Source organism: Micromonospora sp. DT63 (assembly GCF_049841615.1).
Lineage (GTDB): Bacteria > Actinomycetota > Actinomycetes > Mycobacteriales > Micromonosporaceae > Micromonospora.
The window spans coordinates 743119-766890 of record NZ_JBNCKQ010000001.1 but is presented as its reverse complement, the minus strand read 5'-3'; the positions used below and the strand labels follow the sequence as shown (position 1 = coordinate 766890).

At 71.9% G+C, this 23772-nt stretch carries 23 protein-coding genes; 13 read left to right on the top strand and 10 right to left on the bottom strand.

The annotated features are described in order from the left end of the window. Positions 1 to 219 precede the first annotated feature (219 nt). On the top strand, positions 220 to 663 hold the full coding sequence (locus ACLQ27_RS03620) for a DUF5980 family protein (protein ID WP_425865578.1): 444 nt from the start codon (positions 220 to 222) through the stop codon (positions 661 to 663). Here the strand turns inward: ACLQ27_RS03620 and ACLQ27_RS03615 are convergent. Further along, entirely contained in the window at positions 652 to 1671 is a 1020-nt protein-coding gene (locus ACLQ27_RS03615; protein WP_425865577.1) for a LysR family transcriptional regulator, read from the bottom strand. The two genes, ACLQ27_RS03620 and ACLQ27_RS03615, sit on opposite strands and share 12 nt — an antisense overlap. Positions 1672 to 1794: 123 nt before the next feature. Here ACLQ27_RS03615 and ACLQ27_RS03610 point away from each other — a divergent pair, with 123 nt between their 5' ends. The 4 genes from ACLQ27_RS03610 to ACLQ27_RS03595 all read left to right on the top strand — a co-directional run bounded on the left by ACLQ27_RS03610 (position 1795) and on the right by ACLQ27_RS03595 (position 6930). After that, positions 1795 to 3042, top strand: coding sequence for an MFS transporter (locus ACLQ27_RS03610; protein ID WP_357573928.1), 1248 nt, complete (start codon positions 1795 to 1797; stop codon positions 3040 to 3042). Between the two features lie 155 nt (positions 3043 to 3197). Further along, positions 3198 to 4229 carry a pectinesterase family protein gene (locus ACLQ27_RS03605; protein WP_425865575.1) on the top strand — a complete coding sequence of 344 codons (1032 nt, stop codon included), beginning with the start codon at positions 3198 to 3200 and terminating at the stop codon, positions 4227 to 4229. Beyond that, positions 4226 to 5659 (top strand): cellulose binding domain-containing protein, encoded by a 1434-nt coding sequence (locus ACLQ27_RS03600; protein ID WP_425865573.1) that lies wholly within the window; start codon positions 4226 to 4228, stop codon positions 5657 to 5659. Before ACLQ27_RS03605 ends, ACLQ27_RS03600 begins: the two co-directional genes overlap by 4 nt. A gap of 35 nt (positions 5660 to 5694) precedes the next feature. Further along, positions 5695 to 6930, top strand: a complete 1236-nt coding sequence (locus ACLQ27_RS03595) for a cellulose binding domain-containing protein (RefSeq protein ID WP_425865572.1) — start codon at positions 5695 to 5697, stop codon at positions 6928 to 6930. An 80-nt stretch (positions 6931 to 7010) separates the two neighbouring features. Here ACLQ27_RS03595 and ACLQ27_RS03590 read toward each other — a convergent pair whose 3' ends face one another. Then, positions 7011 to 7691: a hypothetical protein gene (locus tag ACLQ27_RS03590; RefSeq protein WP_357573924.1), complete on the bottom strand. Its 681-nt coding sequence runs from the start codon at positions 7689 to 7691 to the stop codon at positions 7011 to 7013. A 117-nt stretch (positions 7692 to 7808) separates the two neighbouring features. Between ACLQ27_RS03590 and ACLQ27_RS03585 the strand changes: the two genes are divergently transcribed. Further along, entirely contained in the window at positions 7809 to 8219 is a 411-nt protein-coding gene (locus ACLQ27_RS03585; protein WP_357573923.1) for a hypothetical protein, read from the top strand. 48 nt (positions 8220 to 8267) lie between these two features. Here the strand turns inward: ACLQ27_RS03585 and ACLQ27_RS03580 are convergent, their stop codons facing one another. Continuing rightward, positions 8268 to 9221 (bottom strand): hypothetical protein, encoded by a 954-nt coding sequence (locus tag ACLQ27_RS03580; RefSeq protein WP_357573922.1) that lies wholly within the window; start codon positions 9219 to 9221, stop codon positions 8268 to 8270. A gap of 183 nt (positions 9222 to 9404) precedes the next feature. Between ACLQ27_RS03580 and ACLQ27_RS03575 the strand changes: the two genes are divergently transcribed. After that, the gene (locus tag ACLQ27_RS03575) at positions 9405 to 9830 is read left to right on the top strand and encodes a hypothetical protein (protein WP_357573921.1); all 426 of its coding nucleotides are present in this window, start codon (positions 9405 to 9407) and stop codon (positions 9828 to 9830) included. A gap of 31 nt (positions 9831 to 9861) precedes the next feature. Here the strand turns inward: ACLQ27_RS03575 and ACLQ27_RS03570 are convergent, their stop codons facing one another. Beyond that, positions 9862 to 11418 (bottom strand): NAD(P)/FAD-dependent oxidoreductase, encoded by a 1557-nt coding sequence (locus tag ACLQ27_RS03570; RefSeq protein ID WP_425865570.1) that lies wholly within the window; start codon positions 11416 to 11418, stop codon positions 9862 to 9864. 170 nt (positions 11419 to 11588) lie between these two features. Here ACLQ27_RS03570 and ACLQ27_RS03565 point away from each other — a divergent pair, with 170 nt between their 5' ends. From ACLQ27_RS03565 to ACLQ27_RS03550, 4 genes are all read left to right on the top strand, one after another. Then, positions 11589 to 12854, top strand: a complete 1266-nt coding sequence (locus tag ACLQ27_RS03565) for a hypothetical protein (RefSeq protein WP_425865568.1) — start codon at positions 11589 to 11591, stop codon at positions 12852 to 12854. 33 nt (positions 12855 to 12887) lie between these two features. Continuing rightward, complete coding sequence (locus ACLQ27_RS03560) at positions 12888 to 13328, top strand: hypothetical protein (protein WP_357573918.1); 441 nt, start codon at positions 12888 to 12890, stop codon at positions 13326 to 13328. Positions 13329 to 13406: 78 nt separating this feature from the next. Beyond that, positions 13407 to 13979, top strand: coding sequence for a GNAT family N-acetyltransferase (locus ACLQ27_RS03555; RefSeq protein WP_357497214.1), 573 nt, complete (start codon positions 13407 to 13409; stop codon positions 13977 to 13979). Positions 13980 to 14021: 42 nt separating this feature from the next. Beyond that, positions 14022 to 14435: a type II toxin-antitoxin system Phd/YefM family antitoxin gene (locus ACLQ27_RS03550; protein ID WP_357497212.1), complete on the top strand. Its 414-nt coding sequence runs from the start codon at positions 14022 to 14024 to the stop codon at positions 14433 to 14435. 51 nt (positions 14436 to 14486) lie between these two features. Here ACLQ27_RS03550 and ACLQ27_RS03545 read toward each other — a convergent pair whose 3' ends face one another. The 6 genes from ACLQ27_RS03545 to ACLQ27_RS03520 all read right to left on the bottom strand — a co-directional run bounded on the left by ACLQ27_RS03545 (position 14487) and on the right by ACLQ27_RS03520 (position 20497). Next, a complete protein-coding gene (locus ACLQ27_RS03545) occupies positions 14487 to 15617 on the bottom strand; it encodes an ABC transporter ATP-binding protein (protein ID WP_425865566.1) in 1131 nt (376 codons plus the stop codon). A gap of 8 nt (positions 15618 to 15625) precedes the next feature. Beyond that, positions 15626 to 16441, bottom strand: a complete 816-nt coding sequence (locus ACLQ27_RS03540) for an ABC transporter permease (protein ID WP_425865565.1) — start codon at positions 16439 to 16441, stop codon at positions 15626 to 15628. Then, complete coding sequence (modA, locus tag ACLQ27_RS03535; protein ID WP_425865563.1) at positions 16438 to 17220, bottom strand: molybdate ABC transporter substrate-binding protein; 783 nt, start codon at positions 17218 to 17220, stop codon at positions 16438 to 16440. Before modA ends, ACLQ27_RS03540 begins: the two co-directional genes overlap by 4 nt. After that, entirely contained in the window at positions 17217 to 17633 is a 417-nt protein-coding gene (locus ACLQ27_RS03530; RefSeq protein WP_357497206.1) for a TOBE domain-containing protein, read from the bottom strand. Before ACLQ27_RS03530 ends, modA begins: the two co-directional genes overlap by 4 nt. A 91-nt stretch (positions 17634 to 17724) precedes the next feature. Then, positions 17725 to 18216 (bottom strand): SsrA-binding protein SmpB, encoded by a 492-nt coding sequence (gene smpB / locus ACLQ27_RS03525; protein ID WP_357573914.1) that lies wholly within the window; start codon positions 18214 to 18216, stop codon positions 17725 to 17727. Between the two features lie 25 nt (positions 18217 to 18241). Continuing rightward, positions 18242 to 20497: a hypothetical protein gene (locus ACLQ27_RS03520; RefSeq protein ID WP_357573913.1), complete on the bottom strand. Its 2256-nt coding sequence runs from the start codon at positions 20495 to 20497 to the stop codon at positions 18242 to 18244. 148 nt (positions 20498 to 20645) lie between these two features. Here ACLQ27_RS03520 and ACLQ27_RS03515 point away from each other — a divergent pair, with 148 nt between their 5' ends. Then, a complete protein-coding gene (locus ACLQ27_RS03515; protein WP_357497200.1) occupies positions 20646 to 22304 on the top strand; it encodes an FAD-dependent oxidoreductase in 1659 nt (552 codons plus the stop codon). Continuing rightward, a complete protein-coding gene (locus ACLQ27_RS03510) occupies positions 22301 to 23740 on the top strand; it encodes an ATP-binding protein (protein ID WP_425865562.1) in 1440 nt (479 codons plus the stop codon). The genes ACLQ27_RS03515 and ACLQ27_RS03510 overlap by 4 nt, the downstream gene beginning before the upstream one ends. The last annotated feature ends 32 nt before the right edge of the window (positions 23741 to 23772 follow it).

Here is a 23772-nt window from a genome sequence, read left to right as displayed (position 1 = left end):
CGAAGCGGCGACCCGCAACCGGATCGACAGGGCCGGCATCGACCGCGGGGCCGCCGGCTCCCGGTTGCTTGACAGGCAGACCACCCGGGGGGATTGTTGCATCGACAAATATCGTTCTTATCCGGCGTCGGGTCCAGCGTGTCGACGACCCACCGCCGCTCGGCGGTTGCGGGATCGTCGGTGTTTCCCACCGATGTCGGCCGCAGAGGACAGGAGTCGATGGTGAAGTTCTCCCGCACCGCCGCACGGATCGCCGCCGCCGCGCTGGCGACAACGCTGCTGGCCCTCGTCGGCGGCACGCCCGGTTCGGCAGCGCCCCCCACGACGACCACTGGCACCCCGTCGACCTGGACGCTCGTCGACCTGCCACAGCGGCTCTGCGCGACCCCCGACGACCCCCGCACCCTGTACTTCTTCGTCGTGCTCGACGGGACCTGGTCGGCGCAGCTCGCCGTCGGCTACACCGGCATGCCCGACGGCGTCGAGGTGTACAGCCCGCTGACCGTGCCGCCCGGCTCCGGGGACGGCCACCTCGTGCAGAGCCTGGCCGCGTTCCGCGTCAGTGGTGTCACGCCCGGCCGGTACGTCCCGCAACTCGGGGTCACGGACGGCGCCGTGACGCAGAGCGCTCCGGTCGTCCTCGACATCCGCTCATCCTGCTAGGTCGGGTCCGGTCGGCCGACGGGGTGGTGCCGGCTCCCGTCCGTCAGCTTCCGGAAGGCCGCCCGGCCCGCCGCCAACCGGCTTCGCTGCCCAGGACGGGCGCCACGTCGTCGCCGGGGCTGGCGCCAGGCTCGCGACGTGGTCGATGACCGCCTGGAGCCCCGGGTGCGCGTTCACGCGCAGCAGGATGAGCGAGAGCGGGTACGCGAGCGTCGGGCGCGCGATCGGGATGCGGCGCAGGTCGTGGTTCGTCGGCCAGAGGTACCTGTCGCGCGTGCCGACGAAGGTCGCCACGTCGGCGGAGTCCGCGAGGATGTCGAGCAGCACCTCGTCGCCGAAGTGCGGGCCGGCGGCGTCGATGCGCAGGTCGAATTCGGTGGCGAGCTGGTCGTAGAAGTCCGACCACTCGCTTTTCGGCGCGATGCCGGGGACCCAGATCCGGTGCCCGCCCAGCTGGGCCGGTGTCAGAGTGCGCGCGGAGGCGAGCGGGTGCCGCGGGCCGACGAGCAGTTCCAGGGGTGAGTCGAACGCGTGGATCATCCGCACGTCGCGCGGCAGCGTGGCCGGGTCGGTGACCGAGCGGAACGAGGCGTCGATGTCGCCCGCCTGGACGGCGGCGACGGCCGCGCGCGGGTCGTTGACCCGCAGGGTCACCACGTCGAGCTTGGTCTCCGGGTGGGACCGCCAGTAGTCGTGCAGCACGACTGCCTGCGCGGACCGCAGGCCGAGAACGTCGATCCGCAGGGCCCGCGAGCCCGGCCTGATCGCGGCGAGGGCGCGGTCCACCCCGGCCACGATGCCCCGGGCGTGCGGGAGGAACGCCTGGCCGTCGAGCGTCAGCTCGACCCCTCGGGGAGTACGGGTGAACAACCGCACGTCGAGGGCGCGCTCGAGGGCGGCGATCCGCTTCGACACGGCCTGCTGCGTCACGCCCAGCTCCTCGGCCGCGTGCTGCAACTGCCCGAATTCGGCCGCTCGGACGAACGACCGCACCGCCTCGGTATCCACCGGAACATCATCCACCCGCACAACAGATGGTTGTGACGCGCCTGGACGTCGGTTGTTTGCGCCGACGTCGGCGGCGCTGGTGTGCTGCCCGGACCCGAACGTCGGTTGTCACGAGGGGGGCGGATGCGCGCGCGGTTGGGGTCCAGTTTCGGTTGGCTGTGGTCGGCGTACGCCGTCAGCACGTACGGCACGTGGATCGCCTTCGGCGCGTTCCCGTTGATCGCGGTGCGCGTCCTGCACTCGCCGGCGTTCGCCGTGTCGATCCTGGCGGCGGTCGGGCCGGCCGTCGCGGCGGTCGTGGCGTTCTCGCTCGGGCCGTGGGTCGAGCGCCGGGCGAAGCGTCAGGTGCTGGTCGCCATGGACCTGCTCCGGTTCGTGGCCATGGCGAGCGTCCCGCTCGCGTACGCCTTCGGTCTGCTGTCGTACGGCCAGTTGCTTGTCGTCTCGGTCCTCTCCGGGGCCGCGGGCATCGCCTTCGCCGCGGCGTCCGGGGCGTACCTCAAGCATCTCGTCCAGGGTGATCACCTGGTGGTGGCGAACGGACGGTTCGAGGCCACGAACTGGGCGGCGGTCGCGGTGGGTCCGCCCCTCGGTGGCGCGCTCGTCGGGCTGCTCGGGCCGGTCGTCACCGTCGCCGCCGACGCCGTCAGCTATCTGCTGTCGGCGCTCGCGGTCCTGCGCATCCGCGGCGGCGACGTCGCGGCGCCCCCGGACCGGGCCGGCCGGCTGCGCGGTGCCGATCTTCTGGTCGGCTGGCGGTTCATCCGGCACGACCGCGTCGTGCGAGGGCTGTTCCTCAACTCCATCCTGGTCGGCGGTCTCATCATGGCGACCGCTCCGCTCCTGGCTGTCCTCCTGCTGGGCCAGTACCACCTGCCGGCCTGGCAGTATGGCCTCGCCTTCGGCGTCCCGGCGCTCGGCGGCCTGGTGGGCGCCCGCCTGTCGTCCCGCCTCGTGGCCCGCCACGGTCAGCACCGGGTCATGATCGTCTCCGGGTGGCTGCGCTCGGTCTTTCCCCTCGGTCTCGCGTTCGTCCAGCCGGGCATCCCCGGACTCGTCACCGTGATCGTCGTCGAGGGCCTGCTGATCACCTGCATGGGCGTCTTCAACCCGATCTACGCGACCGAGCGACTGCACCGCACCCCACTCGGCCACACCGCCCGCGTCCTCAGCACGTGGAGTGCCGCCAGCAGACTCGTCCAGGCGGCCCTGGTGGTGATCTGGGGAGTCCTCGCGACGCTCACCAGCCCTCTCGCGGCGATCACCATCTCCGGCGTTCTCCTGCTCGCGACCCCGCTCCTGCTGCCCAGGAGGACACCGTCGGTGGTCGCCGAACCCGCCGCCTCCGCGAGGGACGTTCGGGTCGGATGAACGGGTGGCTCACCCTCCGTGCCCGCCACCTTCATATTTCCAATCATCGATGTTAACGTTAACTTAACTCCGTCGTCCGCCGGTCGACATGATCTCCGGCGGAGGCCCGCTGAGATCGGAGAACGCTCATGACCACACCCGGCAGGGTTCTTCGCGTGCGCTCGGTGGCGGTGGTGACCGTGTGCGCTCTCGCAGCCGCAGTCCCGATGGCCTCCGCCGCGTCCGCCTCCGCCTCCATCACCGTGGCCGCCGACGGCAGCGGCAACTACACGACCGTGCAGGCGGCGATCGACAGTGTCGCGGCGAACAACAGCGTTCCGGTCACCATCACCATCAGACCCGGCACCTACCGGGGCGTGGTCACCATTCCCGCCAACAAGCCCTACCTCACCCTGGTCGGCGCGGGCAGCTCCGCCGCCCAGGTGGTGATCGTCGAGGGGCACGCATCCGGCCAGACCAAGCCCGGTGGCGGCACGTACGGCACGTCCGGCAGTGCCTCGGTCTTCGTCAACGCCAACGACACCACGATCAGCAATCTGACCATGTCGAACGACTTCAACGAGGCCGCCAACACCCTCGATGCCGAGCAGGCCGTCGCCGTCAACACCTCCGGCGACCGGGTGCAGTTCGACAACGTCCGCATCCTCGGCAACCAGGACACCCTCCTGGTCAACGCGCCGAGTGTCAGCTCGGTCCGGCGTCTCTACGTCCGTAACTCCTACGTGGAGGGTGACGTCGACTTCATCTTCGGGCGGGGCACCATGGTCTTCCAGAACGGCACCGTGCACTCGCTCACCCGGGGCTCGTCGTCGAACAACGGTTACATCACCGCGGCGGCCACCGACATCAACAACAAGTTCGGCTTCCTGTTCTGGGGCACCACCCTGACCAGCAACGCTCCCGCCAGGACCGTCTATCTGGGCCGACCCTGGCACCCCAGCGGCGACGTCAACGCCCGCGGTCAGGTCCTCTACCGGGGCGTCGCGATGGGCGCACACATCCGCACCGATCCCTGGACCGACATGTCCGGCTTCTCGTGGCGGACCGCCCGGTTCGCCGAGTACAGCAGCACCGGGGCCGGCGCCGGCGTCAACGCCAACCGCCCCCAGATGAGCGCCTCCACCGCCACCCAGTACACGCCCACCGCCTACCTGGCGGGTAACGACGGCTGGAACCCCATCCGATGACGAAGATCCGTTCCCTGCGTACCGCGGCCCTCATCGCAGTCGCCGCCGGCGTGCTCGCCGCAGGTCTGCCGGCCCTCAACGCCGAGGCCGCGGTCGGTGACGGCACACCTGCCGACTCGAACATCAGCTTCGTCGGCCGGTGGAACAAGACCAACGCCTCGGCCTACGTGCCGTACTGGGCCGGCGCGTACCTGCGGGTCGGGTTCACCGGTAAGACGGTGAAGCTCCGGCAGCGCAACACCATCCAGCTGTGGGCCAGCATCGACGGTAGGGCGTTCACGTCCTTCACCGGCTCCGGCACGATCAACCTGACGCCGACCGCGCTGGCGGCCGGCAACCACACGTTGATCGTCAGTTACCGGCAGGTGGCCGGCTCCTACACCGGTGACGCGGTCTTCCAGGGGCTGATCCTGGAGTCGGGCGCTGCCACCTTCGCGCCACCGGCCCGCCCCAAGCTTGTCGAGTTCGTCGGTGACTCGATCACCGCGGGCGCCACGAGCAGTCAGCTCGCCGTGACGGACTACGGCTTCAAGGTCGGTGAGAGGCTCGGCTACGACCACACCCAGATCGCGATCGGTGGCATGTGTCTGGCCGAGACGGCCGACGGGTGCTGGGCGCAGGAGACCCGCTACTGGATGTCGTCCGGTGGCCAGGCCGGCACCGACCCGTGGGACTTCTCCCGCTACACGGCCGACGGCGTGGTGATCAACCTGGGGACCAACGACAAGAGCCATGGCGTGAGCGCCACGGCCTTCCAGGCGACGTACACCACCTTCCTCACGCGGATCCGGGCCAGGTTCCCGAACGCCAAGCTCTTCGCCATGCGGACGTTCATCGGTCGTTATGCCGCGGAGACGGAGGCGGCGGTGCGGGCACGCAACGCCGCAGGCGACGCCAACGTGTTCTACGTGGACACAACCGGCTGGCTGCCGTCCGGTGGTCTGAGCGACTCGGTGCACCCGAACGACGCGGGCCACCAGGCCATCACCGACCGGCTGGCCCCGGTCCTCAGCGCACGATTGACCACAACCCCGGACCCCACGACTCCGGCCCCCACGAGCCCGGCCCCCACGACTGCGCCGACCACACCTGCGCCTACCGCTCCCGCGGGCGGGGCCTGCGCCCTCACCTACCGCAAGACCGGTGACTGGGGTACGGGTGCCCAGTTCGACGTGACGCTCAGCAACACCTCCACCGTGCCAGTCAACGGTTGGACGCTCACCTGGTCCCTGCCCGGCAGCCAGCGGATCACGCAGTCCTGGAATGCCACAGTCACCCAGTCCGGCAGTGCGGCCACCGCGGTGAACGCCGCCTGGAACGCGGTGATCCCGGCCGCCGGTTCGACGAGCTTCGGATTTGTCACCGACAGCCCGCTCGGCGGAGCGACCGGGTTCGCCCTCAACGGCTCCCCGTGCGCCGCCGCCACCTGACGGCGGGCATCTCCGATCGAGGCAGGAGTAACCCGATGAAGGTTGGCCGATCGCGTCTCGTGGTCCTGGCGGCAACGGTCCTGACCGTCGCGGCCGGCGGGCTCGGCATCGCCACCGCCCAGGCCGCCGCCCCGGCGTGCGGTGTCGCCTATCGGGTCACCAGCGAGTGGACCGGCGGATTCGGAGCCGATGTCGTCGTCACCAACCTCGGTGACGCGGTGACCAGTTGGACCCTGGGCTGGAGTCTCGCCCCCGGACAGGGTGTGACGCAGGCGTGGAACGCCACAGTCACGGTCACCGGCACGGCGGCGACCGCGACCAACGTGAGCTACAACGGTGCCGTCGGCTCCGGCGCATCGGTCAACTTCGGCTTCACCGGCTCGTGGAGCGGCAGCAACCCGGTGCCGTCGTCGTTCTCGTTCAACGGCGTCACCTGCGCCGGCCCACCGGCCGCGACCCCCACCGCACAGACGCCGACGCCGACACAGACGCCCGGGCCAACGCCCTGCCCCGAGCCGAGCACACCGCAGGCGACCCCATCCACGTCATCGCCACCCGCGCCGATCAGGGTGTGGATGGCCGGCGACTCCACGATGATGAATGCCAGCGCCTGTCCGATCGGCTGGGGCAGCCAGTTCGCGTCCTACCTCACCTCGAACGTCACCGTGCAGAACAGCGCCGTCGGCGGTCGCAGCATCCAGACGTGGCTGTACGAGGGCAACGTGACCTCCACCAAGAACTCGGCCGGCGAGTGCACGCTCAGCTCGACCGCCTACAGCGCGCGGTGGTCGGCGATGCTGGACACCGCCAACGGCTTCAAGACCGGTGACTATCTGATCGTCCAGTTCGGCATCAACGACGGCGACTCGGCCTGCCCGCGACACGTCGGCAGCAACCGCTTCAAGGAACTGCTCGGCGTCATGGCGACGGCCGCCAAAGCCAGAGGGGTGAAGCCGATCTTCGTCACCCCGGTCGCGGCGATCACGTGCAGCGGCGGCACCGCCGTCGGCAATCGCGGTTTCGTCACCGAGACGACGGCCGCGGCCGCCGCCAACGGCGTACCGGTCATCGACCTGCATGCCAGGAGCGTGGCGCTCTACAACACGCTCCGGCTGTGCCCGAACAACGGTGACTACTCGACGGGCGCGGTCGGCGCGTTCTTCTGCAACGACCACACCCACTTCGAGGCCGCCGGCGCCCGACAGATCGCCGGCCTGATCGCCACCGCCCTCAAGGCGCAGAACATCCCGCTCGCCGCCTACCTGAAGTGACGCCACACCTCCCGCAGCGCTAGCCGACGACGGGAGCCAGCCGACTCCAGGTAATCAATTCGTCAATTCGGGGCCTGACGTCACGCCGCCGCGATCGGATATCCAATCGCGGCGATGTCCTCGCGCAGCCGGCCAACTGTCACTTCCGGGTTGAGGGCTTGGACGACGGCGTCGGTGAGTGGACGGTACGTGACGACGTGCTCGACCACCCTCGGATCCACCTCGATCCGGTAGTAGTCCTCGGCGAACTCGACGTACCGGTCGACGATGTCGTCGAGCAGGATCTCGAGCAGGCCGGCGCCGTCCGGGTCGTTGTCGCCGTGCGGTCCACGGAGCGGGGGGAACGTGATGCCTTCGCCGGCGTGCCAGCGGTCATCACTGGAGAGCCGCCACAGCACAGCGGTGGCGACGAACAGGCCCTCTTCGTCGCCGAACGCCGGCTCCTCGATCAGCGGACGGAACGCCGACGGGATGCCGTCGAGGAGCCCGGTCCACAGGTCGTGGTGCGGATCGCGGTAGGGACTCATCGCCGACTCGTGGTCGAACACGCGGATGAACGCGCCCGCAGTGGTGAACACGACGGTCCACTCATCGCCGCTACCGTTGTCCATCAGCGCCGCTTCGTCGTCACCCCACCTGCGGGTGTAGGCGTAGTAGGGCTCGCCACCGTCGATGATGCGCTCCAGCACGGCGAGTGCCTTGCAGCGGTCCCGCAGCACCTCGATCGGGGGCAGTCTGGCGGCGATGTCGTACACGGTCACCCGGTGAACCTACGCCCAGTCAACGCCCGGGCTCGTCGGTGGAGTCCGACGCCGTCGCCAACGGAGCGCGACGACTCGGGCAACGCGCCGCAGCGCCGGATGAGAGAGGATGCGCCGGTGCGTCACCAGCATCACGTCTTCCACAACCCGCCGCCATCAACACCGGACGAGGTACGCGCCGCGCTCGACCGCGGCGACCTGTCGGCCGCGCTGGACGCCATGGTCGGCACCGCCCTGTACGGCGACGGGGACTGGCGGGAGCTGCAGGAACTGCACCTTCGGTTGCTCGAACACGACGATCGTCAGGTCAGTGCGCTCGCCGCGACGTGCCTGGGGCATCTCGCGAGGGTCCACCGTCAACTGGATGAGCGCCGGGTGGTCACCGCGCTGCGCCGAGCCCGGGCGCTGCCACACCTCGCCGGTACCGCCGGTAACGCGCTGGAGGACATCGAGGTCTTCCTCCACCCGCGGCGCGCACGGATGCGCGGACGGGTGTGGAGGGCGATCCGCCCCTGGACGTGGCTCTGAGTCGAACGCGGAGGCGCCACCGACCCGTGGTGGAACCCCATCGGGCCCTCAACTCTGCTGGTAGTTCACCGCCGCGAACCCGCACGGCTGGTGCAGGTGCAGGTAGTAGGCGCCCTCGCCGTATTCGTCCAGATCGGCGCCGGCGATCAGACCCACGTAGTCCATCGGTTCAGCGCAACCGGGGCAGTCGGCGTGCTCGGCGTCCTGGATCCACTCGGGCCGGCCGCCCAGTGTCGATCCACCCTGGTTCCAGGCGCTGACCTGGTACGGGCTCGCCAGGGCCAGACCGAGGACCGGCGTCAGCGTCGGAGGTTCCTCCGGTTCGTCGGCGTCCGGGAGGTAGCTCGGGCGGGCGTTCCCGGCCCACCAGGTGGCGCCACCGGCCGGAGTGACGTGGCTGTACAACGTCGTGTAGCAGGCGCAGAAGTGGCAGGTCTCGATCACCAACCGCCCGGACCAGCCGGTGTGGGCCAGCGCCGCGGCGATGGCGGCATCGGTGGTGTCGAGGTCTGCGGCAACCCACAGCGGCGAGGCGCACCAGGGGCAGCCGGGCCGATCGGGGCCGGTCGCTGTTTCGCGCAGGAGCCACCGGTACGCGGTGTCCCCGCACAGGTCCCGTCGCCGGCCGTCCGAGCCGACCGCCCAGCCGCCCTCGTGAGCGTAGCTGAGCGCATCGACGTGCAGCTCGCCCGAACCCGCGGGAGGCTGCGCCGTCCAGCGGCGTAGTGCGCTCTCGGCGTACGGGTGAGCACTGTGCGCCAGGACCATGAGCAGGTGGTTGAGCCGATCGGGCGTGCGGCCGCTGTCGACCTGCTCGACGACCCGACGGACCACGTCGGCGTCCGCAGCGCGGTACAACTTCGCCGGGTACAGCACATCGAGGTCGAGCAGGAGACCCAGGTGCGGGGTCAGCCTTCGGGGGTCGGTGTCCGCGATCGCGCACAACTCCTCGATCGCGTCGTCGTCCTCGGCGGCAGCACGTCTGATCAACTCCTCGATCACGACAGGATGGTAGCCACGTTGATCCGTCCGCCATCCAACGGATCGATCTCTCTCCGGTGTCGCAGATCAATGGCAGACCGATCATGAGACACCGTCCACATCGGCTTCGTTCGGCGACGGTCCGACTGCTACCGTCCAGCACCGGAGTGACGATCATGATGAATGCTGGGGGAGTTGACGTGGATGCGTAGGAAGCCGAGTACGCGGTTGGCGGGTGCCCTGGTCATGGTGCCGACGACAGTGGCCCTCGTGCTGGTCGGAACCGCCTCGGCGGCGTCGGCGGCCACGGGCACGCCGAGCGGTGCGCCGCCGGCGGCCAACGGTGTCGACGTGTGGTGCGTGTCGACGACCGGCGCCAAGGCATGCTTCGCCGCGTACGGGGACCGGGTCTGGGTGAAGGACACCAAGGCGAACGGCGCGTCGGCCGCCGGCACGATCCAGGGACCGGACTGGAGTCGGCAGTGCTTCAACGGCAGCGGAGCTGACGCCGGCTGGGTCATGTGCAACTTCGACGTGCCGGAGTACGACGAGGGCCTGCTGTGGGCCGTCAACAACCCGTTCATCGGCAACGAGAGCAGCACGAGGATCTACACCAGCGGCCCGATCTGACGCTGGCGTTCGCCTAACGGGCCCCGGTCCGTCAGACCAGGGGCGCCTGCGCGGATCGGCCGCCGTCGTCGGCTGCGCGGACGCCCCCGGGAGCGGCGATCGGGGCGGTGACGATCCGGCGCGGCAGCACCGGCGCGTCGCGGCCGGTGCCCCGCCGACCGTTTCCGGTCGACTGCTCGTGGTAGTCCTGCTCCACGTTGACCGACCAGACGTCGTGGGTTGCGCCGGTGGCGATGTTCTCGACGGTCAGCATCGCGGTGAGCATCGAGTGGTCCTGATTGTTGTAGCGGTGCATGCCGTTGCGCCCCACCGGGTGCACGTTCGGCACGGCCTCCGCCAGCCAGGCCCGGATCACGTCCACGTTGTGCTGGTAGCGCTCGTCGTACACCGGGTAGGCCTTGGGCATCCGCACCACGTGCCCGGCCTCGACCACCCCCGGGCGGACCAGGCCCAACCGTTCCAGCTCCGCGGTGGCCAGGGCCACGAGGTCGGCGTCCGGGGTACGCCACATCTCGTCGTCCTCGAACACGAAGTACTCCAGGCCCAGGCAGGTGCGCCCGTCCTTGACCAGGTAGGGCGACCACGAGCCGAAGTTCTGGATCCGGCCCACCCGCACCGCCGGGTCGTGTACGTAGATCCAGTTGTCCGGGAACGAGAACTCGGCCGTCACCACCAGGGCGACCGTCAGGAAGTCGCGGTAGCGCAGGTCGGCGGCGCAGGCCAGCACCTCCGGGGGCGCCGGCGGACGCAGCGCGGCGACCAGCTCCGAGATCGGCATCGACGAGATCACGTCGTCGGCCGGCTCGGTGCGCTGCCCGCCCGCGCCGTTGAGCGTCACGCTGATCGCCCGTCGTCGTTTCGGGTCGCGGTGCACGGCGGTCACCCAGGTGCCCGTCGACACCTCCCCGCCGCGCCGACGCACCTCCTCGGCGCAGCGCTCCCACATCATCCCCGGCCCGTACTTCGGGTACTGGAACTCCTCGATCAGGCTTGTCACGTCGGTGCGGCGGCGGCGGGGCAGCACCGCGTTGCGGATCGCCGTGGCCAGCGACAGGTTCTTGATCCGCTGCGCGGCCCAGTCGGCCTGCAACCGGTCCGCCGGCATGCCCCAGACCTTCTCGGTGTACGTCTTGAAGAAGATCGAGTACAGCCGCCAGCCGAACCGCGCCGACACCCAGCCCTCGAAGTGCGACTGGTCCTTCGGCGGGCGCAGGCGGGCCCGGGCGTACGAGCCCAGGCAGCGCACCGCCTCGGGCAGCCCCAGGTTGCGCAGGGCGTTCGTCGCGCTCAGCGGGTAGTTGAACAGGGCGCCCCGGTAGAAGATCCGGCTCATCCGGGGTCGGGTCAGGAAGTCCTCGTCGGGCAGGATCTCGTGCCAGAACGCCTCCACCCGGGGCACCTTGGTGAAGAACCGGTGCCCGCCGATGTCGAAGCGCCACCCGTCGCGCTCCACGGTCCGGCTGATCCCGCCGACCACCTCGTCGGCCTCGAAGACCCGGACGGACCGCCCGTGTCGAAGCAACTCGTACGCCGCGGTGAGCCCCGCGGGCCCCGCGCCGATGACCACCGTGCCGTGCTGCTCGCTCATGCCGCCCGTACTCCCTGCCGATGGTTGAGGCGCGGCGCGTACCCGTTATGCCCGGGATGTCACCTGCTGGTCGTGGTCGTTTCGCTCCGGCGGGGCGCATCGGGGCGTACAACGAAAGGGGCGGCACCGCCACGCGGCGGGTGGGTCGGCGGACCGGGGGAGCGGGGCGGATGCACCGGTGGCGAAGCGGCCGGCGGCACGCAGCGATGCTGGCTGCCCGGCCCGCCGGAGTGGCGTGGACGGCCCGGCTGGCCGGTACGGCCGGGGCGGGCGCGCGGCTGGCCCGGCGCGTGCCGGCGCCCTGGCCGTACCTCATCGGGCTCTTTCTCGGCGCGAAGCTGCTGCTGACCCTGCTCGGCCTGCTGGTCCTGCATGCCTGGGACGGCATCGGAGGTGCGCCGCCGCCGGACGAGGCGATGATGTGGGCGCAGCAGCGGGAGGTCTCCGGCCATCGGTGGATCTCCTTCTGGTTCGCCTGGGACGCGCTGCTCTACCTGCGGCTGAGCGAGCTGCCGCTGACCGGACGGCCGTGGGGGGACTTCGGCTTCCCGCTGCTCTACCCCTTCCTCGCCCGGCCGGTCGGCGCGCTGCTCGGCGGCGACAACGCGCTGGCCCTGCTGCTGATCAGCAACGTCGCGTTCCTGGGCGCCCTGGTGTACGGCTACCGGCTGGCCGAGCTGCTGCTCGGCGACCCGGACGCGGCCCGTCGGTTCACCCGCTACCTGGTGCTGCTGCCGACGGCTTTTCTGTTCCAGGCCGCGCTGACCGAGTCGCTGTTCGTCTGCCTCGCGCTGGCCGCGTTCTACTACGCCGAGCGACGGCGGTGGCTGCTGGTCGGCGTGCTCGGCTACTTCCTGGCGATGAGCCGGTCCCTCGGGCTGCTCGTCGCGTTGCCGCTGGCGCTGGTGCTGCTGCGCCAGCACGACTGGCGGCTGGGCCCACGCGCCCTGCTCGGATACCTGCGGATCGGCTGGCCGTTGCTGCTGCTGCCCGCCGGGTGGTTCACCTTCATGGCGTTCTGCCGGTGGCGCGGCGGGGACTGGTTCGCCTACCAGCACGCCCAACGGGTCGGCTGGGGGATCACGATGCAGAACCCGGTGCCGGTGGTGGTGGACGCTCTGGCCGGCGAGCCGCGCGACGCCGGACGGGTCCTCTTCGCCCTGGTCGTGCTGGCCGTGCTGGTCGCCGGGTTCCGTCGCCGGGAGCTGCCGTATCTGGTCTACGGCGTGCTCATGATCCTGGTGCCGCTGTCGATGGGCCCGGCGGTCTACAAGAGCCTGTTGCGTTACCTGCTGGCCGTGTTCCCGGTGGCCCTGGTGCTGGCCCGCTGGGCCCGTTCCGCCGGCGTCGACGTGTGGCTGACGGCGGCCCTCGCCGTGGTGCAGGGTGCGCTGTTCGTGCTCTGGCTCACCTACTGGACCCACATGATCATCTGATTGGAGGGCCGCCGGCCGGGGCAGGATGAGGCGATGACCGAGCCACGGGTGCGCCTCGACGATCTCGGCGCCTGGCTGATCAAGGGCAACGCCGACACGGTCGACCTCACCGCCCGGTTCGCCCGCGAACCGCTGGTGACGAGCTGGTGCGTACGCCCCGGCTACCGTGCCCGGCTGATGCGCGCCGGGCAGCCGGTGGTCTTCTGGGCCAGCGGCAGCCGCGCCCGACTGCCGTACGGGGTGTGGGGCGTCGGGCGGGTCACCGGGGTGGCCGAGCCGGGGCCACCGGAGCGACAGTGGTCGGTGCCCCTGGAGTTGCCCATCCTCCCCGAGCGCGAGCGGGTGCCCCGGCAGGCGTTGCGCGCCGACGACCGGCTCGCCGCCCTGGAGGTGTTCCGGCAGCCGCAGGCGGCCAACCCCTCATACCTGACCGTGGCCCAGTTCGCCGCCCTGCGGACGTACCTGCCGGTCTGAGGCCCGGTCGGGGCGAGCCGGCGGACCTGTGCGAGCCTGCTACCCGTCGTCGTGCACCCAACTGTCCCGGGAGGCCCGGTGTTCGCCCTGCCGCTGACCGACGAGGTCGAACTGCGCCCGCTGGAGCCGTGGCGGGCCGAGGAGTTCCTCGCCCACCTGGACCGGGCCCGCGAGCACATCCGCCCCTGGGTGTCGCCGACCTTCGTCGCCACCGACCTGCCGTCGGCCCGCGCGGTGCTGCAGCGCTACGCCGACCGCTGGGCCAGTGACAGCGGAGGCATCTGGGGACTGTGGCGGCACGGGACCCTGGTCGGCGGGGTCATGTTCGTGTCGTTCGACGTCACGCTTGGCGTCTGCGAGGTCGGCTGCTGGCTGGAGCCGGACGCGCAGGGGCGGGGCCTGATGGCTCCCGCGATCCGCCGCATCGTCGACTGGGCGGTCCGCGAGCGCGGCATCCAGCGGGTCGAGTGGCGCACCGACGCGGCCAACACCCGCAGCATCGCCCTGGCCCGGCGCCTCGGCCTGCGCCACGACGGCACCCTGCGCCAGGTCCACCCGAGCCCACGCGGGTGCATCGACCTGGAAATCTGGTCGGTGCCGGCCGACGAGTGGCTGGCCCGGCCCACAACGCTGCCGCCCACCGTCCACTGACGACTGCGGATTTCTGTCGTACCCGGGCGGCACCATGCATTCATGGCCGTCCCTGCGCTCACCCCTGGATCCGACCCGCCGCGTTCCGTGCCGCTGCGTGAGGCGCGCACCCGGTTCAGCCAGCTCGTCGCGTTGGCCGAGCTGACCGACGCCGTCACCGTCGTCACCCGCGACGGCGATCCCCGCCCGGTCGCCGCGATCGTTCCCGCAGTCGCCGCCCGCAGCGGCGCGCAGGCCCGCGCCGACGGCGACCGGCTCGCCGCGGTCACCGCCGGTTGGGCCCGCCGGCTCGACGAGCAGCACCGTCGCAGCAGCCAGCGGCACGCCGCCGAGCTGGGGGCGGTCCGCGCGGCGCTGGCCGAGGTGTGGGCCGAGCTGGACCGCCGCGTCGTCCCGGGCAGCGACCCGGCGCTGTCCCGGCTACGCGCCGCGCACGCCGACCTGCTCACCGACTGACCGCCGCTCGTCGCGGGCCGTCGCCGACCCCGGCAGCATGCAGCGCGGGTGTCAGGTCGTGGCCGGGTAGGCGTGGGTCTCGGTGGCCTTGACCGCGACCCAGACCCGCTGGCCGGGGATCAGCCGCAGGTACGCCGCGGCCGCCGGCGTGACGTCGGCGGCCACGCCGATCGGCCCGTCCACCTGCACGCGCACGTTGTCGCCGTGGCGCTGCACGCCCGCCACGGTGCCCGCCCAGGTGTTGCGGGGGCTGCCGTCGGGCCGGGCCGGGTGCAGGGCCACCGCCGCCGGGCGGAATGCGACGAACGCGTCCCCGTCGAGCCGGTCGGCCACGCTGAGGGTCAGCTCCGGCGTGACACGTACCGCGTGACCCTGTGCCCGGCCCCGGTAGAGGTTCAACCCGACCAGCCGTGCCACGTAGTCGGTGCGCGGGCGGGCGGTGACGCTCGGGCCGTCGCCCTCCTGCACCACGCGCCCACCCTCGACGATGACCAGGCGGTCGGCCAGCGCCAACGCGTCGAGCGGGTCGTGGGTGACCAGCACCGTGGCGCCCGGGTGCGCGGCCAGGTGGCGGTGCAGCTCCGCGCGGGTGTCCAGGCGGGTGCGGGCGTCCAGGGCGGCGAGCGGCTCGTCGAGCAGCAGCAGCGACGGCCCGACGGCCAGTGCGCGGGCCAGCGCCACCCGCTGCGCCTGCCCGCCGGAGAGCTGCCGGGGCCGGCGGTGCGCCTGGCCGGCCAGGCCCACCCGGTCGAGCCAGTCCCGGGCCGTGGCCCGCGCCGTCCGCCGGTCGACGCCGTGCCGGCGCGGCCCGAAGGCCACGTTGTCCAGCGCGTCGAGGTGCGGAAAGAGCAGGTAGTCCTGGAAGACCACCCCGACCGGGCGGCGTTCGGTGGGCACCCAACCCCGGTTCGCCGGCCGATCCAGGTCGACGCCGCCGAGGGAGACGTGCCCGGCCGTGAGCGGATGCAGCCCGGCCAGCGCGCGCAACGCGGTGGTCTTGCCGGCGCCGTTCGGCCCGAGCAGCGCGACGACCTCGCCCGACGCGACCCGCAACGGCACGTCCAACCGGAAGGCGCCCCGGTCGACGACGAGCCGGGCGTCGAGCAGCGGTGCGGGCCCAGCCTCGTCGTCCCGCGGCGCGGGTCCGGCAGCGTCCAGCGGCGCGGTTCTGGTCTCGTCCATCGGCGCGGTCACGGGCTGGCCAGCCAGCGGTCCCGCAGCGCGGCCAGGATGCCCACCGAGACGATCAGCAGCACCAGACTGAGCACGATCGCGGACTCCAGGTCGGTCTCCAACGCCAGGTAGACGGCCAGCGGCATCGTCTGCGTACGCCCGGGATAGTTGCCGGCGAAGGTGATGGTGGCGCCGAACTCGCCGAGCGCCCGCGCCCAGCACAGCACCGCGCCGGCGGCCAGACCCGGTGCCACCAGGGGCAGCGTGACGTGGGTGAAGGTGGTCCACCGTCCGGCGCCGAGCGTCGCGGCCGCCTCCTCGTAGCGGTGGTCAGCGGCGCGCAGCGCACCCTCGACGGCGATGACGAGGAACGGCATGGCGACGAACGCCTCGGCCAGCACCACGCCCGCTGTCGTGAACGGCAGGGTGACGCCGAACGTCGCGTCGAGCCAGCCGCCGAGCAGTCCGCGCCGGCCGAAGACCAGCAGCAGCGCCACGCCGCCGACGACCGGTGGCAGCACCAGTGGCACGGTGACCAGGGCGCGGACCAGCCGGCGGCCGGGAAACTCGACCCGGGCCAGCAGCCAGGCCAGCGGCACCCCGAGGAGTAGGCAGAGCAGGGTGGCCAGGGTCGCGGTCTGCACCGACAGCCGCAGCGCGGTCAGCGCCCCCGGCGCGGTGAGCCGCTGCGGCAGCGTCGTCCACGGCGCTCGGACCACCAGCCCGGCCAGCGGCAGGACGAGGAAGAGCAGGCCCAGCCCCGCGGGGATCAGCAGCGCCGCCGGCACCCGCCCCCGTCGGCGCGGCACGACGCGGGCAAGGGCCTGACTCACGGCGCCTGGAAACCGGCCCCGGCGAGGACCGCCTGTGCCGGCGCCGAGCGGACGTACGCGACGAAGGCCCGCGCGCCGGCCGGATTCGGCGCGTCCTTCAGCGCGACGATCGGATAGTCGTTGACCGCCCGCGCCGACTCGGGAAACTCGACGCCGGCCACGTCGGCGCTCGCCGCACGGGCGTCCGTGCGGTAGACCAGGGCCGCGTCGACCTCGCCGAGCTTCACCTTGGCGAGCGCCCCCTTGACATCCTGCTCCAACGTGACCGGGGTCAACGCGACGCCGGCCGCGGTCAGGGCGGTACGTGCCGCCGCGCCGCACGGCACCTGGTCGGCGCAGAGCGCCACCTTCACCCCCGGACGGGCCAGATCCGCCAGCCCGGTCACGCCCCGCGGATTACCGCCGGGCACCGCGATCACCAACTGGTTGCGGGCGAAGACGCTCGGTGTGCCCTCGGCGTTACCGGCCTCGGTCACCGTCGCCATGTTCTTCTGCGCGGCCGAGGCGAAGACGTCCGCCGGGGCGCCCTGGTTGATCTGGTTGGCCAGGGCCGAGCTGCCGGCGAGGTTGAGGGTGACGGTGACGCCCGGGTTGGCGGCCTCGAAGTCGCTGGCGATCCGGGTGAACGACTCGGTCAGCGAGGCGGCGGCGAACACGGTCACCGTGCCGGTGACCCGGCCGTCGGCGTCGTCGCCCGCCGGGTCGTCGCCTCCGCCGCAGCCGGTCAGCGCCAGTACGGCGATCGCCGTCAGCGTCGCCAGCACGCTCCGGCCGCTCATCCGCCGACCCTCGTCCGGGTGGGCGTGGCCCGCTCCACCACCACTGTCGTCGACTTGATCACCGCGACGGCCATCGACCCGACCTGGAGGTCGAGATCGTCCACCGCCTCCCGGCTCATCAGCGACACGACCCGGAACGGGCCGGCCTGGATGTCCACCTGAGCCATCACCGTGTCCTTGCGGACGTCGACGACGATGCCGCGCAGCCGGTTGCGGGCGGAGGAGAACTCCGCTCCCGCGTCCGGGTCGGCGGCGTGCGAGCGGGCGAACGCCGCGAGGTCGACGCCGTCGATGACGCGGTGGCCGTGCTCGTCGCGCCCGGCGGTCAACCGCCCGGCGTCCACCCAGCGGCGGATCGTGTCGGCGCTGACGCCGAGCAGGTCGGCGGCCTCGCCGATACGGAACATCGTCACCGGGTCACCCTAGCCCTCGCATCTGCGAGCGCGAAAGGGTGCCGTGGGCCGCTTGTGCGCTGATATTGCGATCGCAGGGCCGCAGGTGCGGTCAGGGGCGTCGGGGGTGGCCCTTCAGGTGCCGGCCCAGCTCCCGGGCGATCTCTCGGTTGGCGTCCCGTTCGGCGAGGGTCTGGCGCTTGTCGTACGCGCGCTTGCCCTTGGCCAGGGCCAGCTCGACCTTGGCCCAGCCGTTGTCGAAGTACAGCGACAACGGCACCAGCGTCACCCCGCCCTCGCGAACCTTCTCCAAGATCCGGCTGATCTCGGAGCGGTGCAGCAGCAGCTTGCGGTTGCGGCGCGGCGCGTGGTTGGTCCACGTGCCGTAGGTGTACTCGGCGATGTGCAGCCCGTACAGCACGATCTCGCCGTCGCGTTCGTGGGCGAACGCGTCGACAAGCGACGCCCGCCCCTCGCGCAGCGACTTCACCTCGGTGCCGACCAGCACGATGCCCGCCTCGTACGTGCGCAGCACGGTGTACTCGTGCCGGGCCTTCTTGTTCGAGGCGATCAGTCGACGCTCGGGCTGCTTGGACGGGCTCACCCGGCGACGATATCCGGCCGCCGCCTCAGTCCGTCGTCCGGCGCTGAGCGCGCAGCCGCCCGGCCAGGTCCCGCACCGCCTGCGTGAACTCCTCCTGTGACTCGCACGGCCAGTGACCCAGGATCGGCGGCGGCACGCTGTCGCTGGGCGGCGGCATCACGCCCTGCGGGTCGGTCAACCGGCGGTCCACCGCCGCCTCCGGCCCGGTGAGCGTTCCGGTGTCCCCGGGCCGGTGCGGAGCGAACATCCACCCGCCGATCGGGTCGGTGTCGCGCCACAGGTTCACCCAGCGCCAGCCGACGCGCTCGCCGATCTCCCGCAGCGACGACTCGTCGACGTAGGCGGGGAACAGACGCGAGTACAGCCGGCTCAGCGGCGACCCGTAGGTGAGCAGGGCGACCCGGTCGGTGACCCGCGGCGGCAGTTGCAGCAGCGTGGCCGCGAGCAGCACCGAGCCGTGGCTGTGCCCCGCCAGCAGCACCCCCGCGCCCTGGTCCACGAGGTAGGTGATCCGCTTGGTCAGCTCCGGCACGGCCCGCTCGGCGTAGCAGGGTGGGGCGAAGGGGTGCGCCCCCCGGGGCCAGAAGGTGCCCAGGTCCCACAGGACGCCCACGTACCGGCGGAACCCGGCCGTCCGGTACGCGAAGATGCCGCCGATCACGAGCCCGACCAGGATCGCGGCGATCGTGTAGCTGCCCGCCCCGATGAGGAAGTTGACGAAGCTGTCGGGCACACCGACGTACTGCTCGAACACGTCCCCGGGGTAGATCTGGAGCAGGCCGAGGAAACTGGTGGCCAGTCCGAGCGCGGCGGAGCCGGCGTAGACGACGGTGAGGGGCTCCAGCCGTTCGGTGAACCGGGCCCGCGCCACCGCCTGCTCGACCCGGCGCAGCCGCGCCCCCGCCTCCGGCGGTGCGTCCGGGAAGTCGGCGGCCACGATCGCCCGCGCGGCCCGCCACCGGCTGGGACGGGTCGCCACGGTTGCCACCACGCCCACCAGCAGCGCGGCCAGCACTGCCAGGAAAAACCCGAAGATCGCCCACTTGTACGCCAGTGGCGGGCTGAAGGCTTCCGGCGCGGTGGGCCCGCCGCCGCGGTCCAACACGTCGGCAACCCGGTAGACCAACTCGGCGGAGAACGCCACCGCGAGCCCGGCGGCGATCGTGACGAACACCGGAGAGCCCAGCGCGCGCAGCCGGGAAAGCCGCTTTCCGTCGGCGCGTCGCCCACTGCCGCGCACCCAGATCACCACCGCCGCGAGGATCACCAGCAGGACGGTCTGGCTGACGAACAACCAGGCCACGGTGGCGCTGTAGCCGGGCAGCATCCTGCTCTGCGGCCACGGCTCGCGGCTGGTCAGGGTGTACGCGATCACCAGGATCGTCAGGCCGCACGCGATCGTGCGCAGCCCGCGCGTGGCCGCCTCCAGCCGGGGCACCGGGCTGGGTCGGTCCATGCCCCGCACCCTCGTCAGCAGCACCACGCAGGTGAGCAGAACGGCCCCGGTCGCCACCGCCAGCGCCGCCCGCACCAACGACTCGTTCTCGCTGTCCCAGGCGGCGAGCAGGCTGCCGTCCAGCGTCGCGAACGCGGCCGCGACGTGCACCGAGCGCAGCCGTCCCACCACCGGGGTCCCGTCCCACTGGCCGACCGCGCTCAACTGCTGGACGGACGTCTCCTGGGTCGCCCCGGTGCGAAAGGCGTCGAACGAGTGGCTCGGGCGCGCGCCGAGCCACCACACGATCCCGATCGCGGCGACCGGCGCCAGGGCCGCCACGCCCAGCCGTACCCCTGGCGGACGCCCGCCGAGCCAGGACAGCCAGCTCCGTCCGGCCGTGCAGGCCGGCGTGCCCATGCAGCGCCAGGCGATGAGGTCCACCGCCATCCCGACGATGGAGAGCACGTAGAGCATCGTCAGGGTGAGCGCGAGCACCCGACACAGCGCGACGATGACGTGTTTGCCCGGCAGGCTCTCCGGGCGCATCCAGAGCGCCACGTTGCAGAGCATGAACGGCAACAGGAACACCAGCGACAGCGTCCGTACGGCCGTGCCGGACGGCAGGTCGCTCCAGCGGTACGCCTCCAGCGTCACCCCGTCCGTGCCGGTCGAGTCCGGGTAGCCGGGTCGGGGGCGGTAGAACCCGCCGCTGCGGTCCCCGGCGACCTGGTGCACGTACGGCCGGTTGAGGACCTGGTCGGCGCCCGCCCCGGAGACGCCGTGCACCCGCAGCTCCACGACTCGACCCGACGTCGTCGGTTCGGTCGGCGACGCGTCCGTCATCAGCCCCCCGAGGTGTGCGACCGCCGGCGGGTCGGCGGTCGCACACCGCCCGCGGCGGTGCCGCTTACCCGTCCCGGACCTTCTCACGCCTGCGTCGGTGCCCACGCGGTGGTGCGACCGGGCCCTGCGGGGTGGTTCTATTGGCGCCATGGCAAACCCGGTGATCCTGACCGTCGACGACGATCCCGCGGTGTCCCGCGCGGTGGCCCGGGACATCCGGCGCCGCTACGGCGACCGTTACCGGGTGCTGCGGGCCGCCTCCGGGCCGGAGGCGCTGGACGCGCTGCGGGAGGTCAAGCTGCGCGGCGAGCAGGTGGCGCTGCTGCTGGCCGACCACCGGATGCCGGAGATGACAGGCGTCGAGTTCCTCGAAGCCGCGATGGACATCTTCCCCGCCGCGCGCCGGGTGCTGCTCACCGCGTACGCCGACACCGACGCGGCGATCGAGGCGATCAACGTGGTCGACCTGGACCACTACCTGCTCAAGCCGTGGCACCCGCCGGAGGAGAAGCTGTACCCGGTGGTCGACGGCCTGCTGGAGGCGTGGTCGGTCACCCCGGACGCGACGAGCGTCGAGATCCGGGTCGTCGGGCACCGCTGGTCGGCGCCGTCGTTCAAGGTCCGTGACTTCCTGGCCCGCAACCTCGTGCCGTACCGCTGGTTGTTGTCCGACGACCCGGAGGGCGCCCGCCTGCTCGACGCGGCCGGGGCCACCGAGGCGGACGTACCCCTCGTGGTGACCGCCGAGGGCAAGGCCCTGGTGGCCCCCAACGAGACCGAGCTGGCCGCGCTGGCCGGGTTGACAGTGGTGCCGGCGTCCGACTTCTACGACCTGGTGGTGATCGGCGGCGGTCCGGCGGGCCTGGGCTCGGCCGTGTACGGCGCGTCGGAGGGGCTGCGCACCGTGCTCGTGGAGCGGCGGGCGACCGGCGGGCAGGCCGGGCAGAGCAGCCGGATCGAGAACTACCTGGGTTTCCCGGACGGCGTCTCCGGCGCGCAGTTGACCGACCGGGCCCGACGGCAGGCGGTGAAGTTCGGCGCCGAGCTGCTCAGCGCCCGGGAGGTGGTCGGCCTGAGCGAGGCCGGCGGGGCCCGGCTGCTGCGTTTCGGCGACGGCAGCGAGATCGCCGCGCACACGGTGGTACTGGCCACCGGGGTCTCCTACCGGGTGCTCGACGCGCCCGGTCTGGCCGACTTCACCGGCCGGGGGGTGTTCTACGGCGCCGCCGCCACCGAGGCGCCCAGCTGTGTCGACCAGGACGTCTACATCGTGGGCGGGGCCAACTCGGCCGGCCAGGCCGCCGTGCACTTCTCCCGGTACGCCGCCCGCGTCCACCTGCTGATCCGCGGCGCGGACCTCACGGCGTCGATGTCGCGGTACCTGATCGACCAGCTGGAGCGCATCGACCGGATCACCGTGCACCCGCACACGGCGGTCGTCGGCGCAGGCGGGCAGGGCCACCTGCAACAGCTCAACCTCTGCGACACCCGCACCGGGCAGGCCCGCACGGTCGAAACCTCCTGGCTGTTCATCTTCATCGGCGCCGAGCCCCGCACGGACTGGCTCGACGGCGTGCTCGTCCGCGACGGGCGTGGCTTCATCGTCACCGGCCCGGACCTGCTGAGCGGTGGCCGGCGCCCAGCCGGGTGGTCGCTGTCGCGTGACCCGTACCACCTGGAGACCAGCGTGCCGGGGGTGTTCGCCGCCGGAGACGTCCGTGCCGAGTCGGTCAAGCGGGTCGCCTCGGCCGTCGGCGAGGGCGCGATGGCCGTCTCGCTCGTGCACCGTTACCTGGAGGCGCAATGACCACCCCGTCGGAGCGGGCGACGCCCGCGCAGCTGCGTGCCCTGTTCCTGTTCGAGGCGCTCGACGACGAACAGCTCGACTGGCTGGTCGAGCACGGCCGGGTGGAGCAGCGGGCCGGCGGCACCCTCGTGTACGGCGAGGGGGAGGCCGCGACCTGCTTCTTCGTGCTGCTGCGCGGCGCGGTGGCGTTGAGCCGTCAGGTCCGTGGCGACGACGTCGAGGTCAGCCGGACCGACCAGCCCGGGGTGTACGGCGGCGCCACCCAGGCGTACCTGGGCGACCAGGTCGAGCAGACGTACCGCAACAGTCTGCGGGCGGTTGTCGACTCGGACTTCTTCGTGCTGCCGGCGGAGGATTTCGCGTACGCCCTGCGGTCCTGGTTCCCGATGCCGATGCACCTGCTGGAGGGGCTGTTCTTCGGCATGCGGGACAGCCAGACCATCGTCGGCGAGCGGGAGCGGCTGCTGGCGCTCGGCTCGCTCTCGGCGGGGTTGACCCACGAGCTGAACAATCCGGCCGCGGCGGCGGTGCGGGCCACGTCGGTGCTGCGCGACCGGGTCGCGGGGATGCGGCACAAGCTCGCGATGATCGCCGACGGTCGGCTCGACGGCCGGGCGCTGCACGGGCTCGTCGCGTTGCAGGAGGAGGCGGTGGCCCGGGTGGCGACCGCGCCGAAGTTGAGCCCGGTGGCCACCGCCGACGCCGAGGACGTCCTCACCGACTGGCTGGAGGAGCACGGCGTGGGTGGCGCCTGGGACCTGGCGCCCATCCTGGTCGGCGGGGGTCTCGACGCGGCCTGGCTCGCTCAGGTGAAGGCGGCCGTCGGCCCGGCGGATCTGGAGGCCGCGGTGCGGTGGCTGTCCTACACCGTCGACACCGAGCTGCTGATGCGGGAGATCGGCGACGCGGTGACCCGGATCTCGGGTCTGGTGGGCGCCGCCAAGCAGTACTCCCAGTTGGACCGCGCCCCGCACCGGGTGGTGGACGTGCACGACCTGCTCGACGCCACGCTTGTCATGTTCAAGGGCAAGGTCCCCGCCGAGGTCAAGCTCGTCCGGGAGTACGACAGGTCGCTCCCGCCGATCCCGGCGTACGCGGCCGAGCTGAACCAGGTGTGGACGAACCTGATCGACAACGCGTTGGGCGCGATGGGGGAGAAGGGCGTGCTGACCGTCCGCACCGGCCGGGTCGGCGAGCTGCTGGCGGTGGAGATCACGGACACCGGTCCCGGTATCCCGCCCGAGGTGCGTCCGCGCATCTTCGAGCCGTTCTTCACCACCAAGCCGGTCGGTGCCGGCACGGGTCTGGGGCTGGACATCTCGTACCGGATCGTGGTCAAGAAGCACCACGGCGACATCCGCGTGGAGACCGAGCCCGGGATCACCACGTTCCGGGTGCTGCTGCCGATCACCGAGGACGTCGCGCCGACTGTGTGAAACACCCGTACGACGCGCCGACTACCTAAAGA

Excerpts from the sequence above, each read along its gene's own strand:
- ACLQ27_RS03560 (WP_357573918.1), top strand. The coding sequence starts at position 12,888 with ATGACCGAGCCACGGGTGCGCCTCGACGATCTCGGCGCCTGGCTGATC.
- ACLQ27_RS03565 (WP_425865568.1), top strand. The coding sequence starts at position 11,589 with ATGCACCGGTGGCGAAGCGGCCGGCGGCACGCAGCGATGCTGGCTGCC.
- ACLQ27_RS03610 (WP_357573928.1), top strand. The coding sequence starts at position 1,795 with ATGCGCGCGCGGTTGGGGTCCAGTTTCGGTTGGCTGTGGTCGGCGTAC.
- modA (WP_425865563.1), bottom strand. The coding sequence starts at position 17,220 with ATGAGCGGCCGGAGCGTGCTGGCGACGCTGACGGCGATCGCCGTACTG.
- ACLQ27_RS03550 (WP_357497212.1), top strand. The coding sequence starts at position 14,022 with ATGGCCGTCCCTGCGCTCACCCCTGGATCCGACCCGCCGCGTTCCGTG.
- ACLQ27_RS03620 (WP_425865578.1), top strand. The coding sequence starts at position 220 with ATGGTGAAGTTCTCCCGCACCGCCGCACGGATCGCCGCCGCCGCGCTG.
- ACLQ27_RS03595 (WP_425865572.1), top strand. The coding sequence starts at position 5,695 with ATGAAGGTTGGCCGATCGCGTCTCGTGGTCCTGGCGGCAACGGTCCTG.
- ACLQ27_RS03545 (WP_425865566.1), bottom strand. The coding sequence starts at position 15,617 with ATGGACGAGACCAGAACCGCGCCGCTGGACGCTGCCGGACCCGCGCCG.
- ACLQ27_RS03600 (WP_425865573.1), top strand. The coding sequence starts at position 4,226 with ATGACGAAGATCCGTTCCCTGCGTACCGCGGCCCTCATCGCAGTCGCC.
- ACLQ27_RS03570 (WP_425865570.1), bottom strand. The coding sequence starts at position 11,418 with ATGAGCGAGCAGCACGGCACGGTGGTCATCGGCGCGGGGCCCGCGGGG.
- ACLQ27_RS03575 (WP_357573921.1), top strand. The coding sequence starts at position 9,405 with ATGCGTAGGAAGCCGAGTACGCGGTTGGCGGGTGCCCTGGTCATGGTG.
- ACLQ27_RS03510 (WP_425865562.1), top strand. The coding sequence starts at position 22,301 with ATGACCACCCCGTCGGAGCGGGCGACGCCCGCGCAGCTGCGTGCCCTG.
- ACLQ27_RS03520 (WP_357573913.1), bottom strand. The coding sequence starts at position 20,497 with ATGACGGACGCGTCGCCGACCGAACCGACGACGTCGGGTCGAGTCGTG.
- ACLQ27_RS03515 (WP_357497200.1), top strand. The coding sequence starts at position 20,646 with ATGGCAAACCCGGTGATCCTGACCGTCGACGACGATCCCGCGGTGTCC.